This is a genomic window from Actinomadura sp. NPDC000929 (assembly GCF_040492065.1).
Lineage (GTDB): Bacteria > Actinomycetota > Actinomycetes > Streptosporangiales > Streptosporangiaceae > Spirillospora > Spirillospora verrucosospora.
Genome location: NZ_JBEUPA010000324.1, coordinates 1 through 1,799 on the forward strand (window position 1 = coordinate 1; position 1,799 = coordinate 1,799).

General features: G+C 73.8%; 2 pseudogenes. One reads left to right on the top strand and one right to left on the bottom strand.

The features are described from left to right. Window positions 1-447 (bottom strand): annotated as a pseudogene (locus tag ABWI04_RS42655) (oxamate carbamoyltransferase subunit AllH family protein); the annotation flags it as partial. Between the two features lie 212 nt (window positions 448-659). Between ABWI04_RS42655 and ABWI04_RS42660 the strand changes: the two are divergent. Continuing rightward, window positions 660-1,673, top strand: a pseudogene (locus tag ABWI04_RS42660) (PucR family transcriptional regulator ligand-binding domain-containing protein); the annotation flags it as partial. Window positions 1,674-1,799: the final 126 nt, after the last annotated feature.

Genomic DNA, 1,799 nt, shown 5'->3' on the forward strand with positions numbered 1-1,799 from the left:
GGCGCCCGCCGCGGTCAGTTCGGCCTCCAGGGCGCGCACGCCCCGGGCCAGCGCGTCCGGCCGCAGCCCGCCGAGCGCGGGGGAGGGATCCCACCAGCGGCGCACGCGCACGGTGAGGCCCTCCGCCTCGATCCGGCCGTCGCCGACGAACGCGTCCGCGCCCTCGCGGACGGACCGGAACGGGTGCTCGCGGCGGGTGGCGACCATCACCACCGCGTTGGGCAGGCGTCCGGCGTCGGAGGTGACGACGGCGAGCACGCGCGGCTCGGGGCCTCCCCGCATCTCCAGGTACAGCGCGGCCGGGAACACCGCGATGACGCGGGCGGGGCGGCGCGGCGGGTCGAGCAGCGGCCGCAGCGCGAGGCTCGCGGCGCCGGCGGCGGGGGGCCGGCCCTGGGGGCGGGGACGGGCCGGGAGCCGGATCGGGTCGCGGACGAGAGCGGTCACGGATCCTCCCGAGGCCGGGGTCGGCGGCCGCACGGCGTGCGGGCGGCCCGGCCTCCGGCATGACGGTAGAACGGGCCCGGCATCGGACGTATGGATAATTCTGCCAAGGATGGTTGTCATCGTTCGTCTTTGTTGTCAGTGTTGATCAGGAATCGGTAGCGATCACGCCGTTACGGGCGATGTACGCACCAAAAGGCGAGGTGACCCCTGGCATGAGTTACACCACTGCGGACCCGGGCCCACCGGCCCTCAGGCTCGCGAGTACCGGAACCCTGACCTACGGCCTGTCGGTCGGCGAGGTCCTCGGCGTCAGCACCCTGAACGGCGCCCGCCTCATCGCCGGACGAGCCGGACTCGAACGCGTCGTCCAGCGGCTGAACGTGATGGAGGTCCCCGACATCCTGTCGTGGGTCAAACCGAACGAACTGCTGCTGACCACCGGCTACCCCCTCCGCAACACCCCCCAGTCGCTCGACAACCTGGTGTCCGACCTGGACGAGCGCGGCCTGGCCGCGCTGGCCATCAAGCTCGGCCGCTACCTGGACTCGCTGCCCGCCGAGATGATCGCGCAGGCGGACCGGCGCGGCTTCCCCCTGATCCTGCTCCCGAACGACGTCGGCTTCGACGACATCCTGAACCAGGTGCTGACCGACATCCTGAACCGGCAGGCGGCCGTCCTCGCCCGCACCGAGGAGGTGCACCGGGCGCTCGTGCAGATCGTGCTGTGCGGCGGCGGCCTCCAGGAGGTCGTGGACGAGGTCGCGACGCTGCTGGACGTGGCGGTCGTCGTGCTGGACGGCGAGCAGCGGGTGCTCGCGGGCGCCGGCCCCGACGAGCACGTCCAGGCGATGCGGGCCTTCGACGCGGGCCGGCACGCGGCGTGCGGCCGCGGCGGCTGCGGCATCATCGGCGCGCACGGCACCGGAGACCACCTGGTCGTGCCCGTGATGGCGGGCGGCTTCGACCACGGCCGGATCGTCGCGTTCAGCCCCGGCGGCACCCTGCGCGGCACCGACCTCGGCATCCTGGAGCGCGCCGCGACCGTCGCCGCGCTCGTGGTGACGAAACAGCAGGCCGTCGCGGCCGTGGAGAGCAAGTACCGCGCCGACTTCCTGCGCGACATCCTCGCGGGGCGCGCGGGCGGCGACGACCGGATCGTCGCGCACTGCGGCGGGTTCGGCTGGGACCTGGACCGCCCGATGATGGTGGTCGTCGCCGAGCTGGACGGGCGCCCGCGCGGCGCGGTCTCCCCGGAGGGCGAGGGAAAGGTGGTCAGGTAGCAGTACTCGAACAGGGCGTCGCCCGCGTGCGTCGCGAGCGCGCCGAACAGGTCGGGACGGAGCATCGGCGTG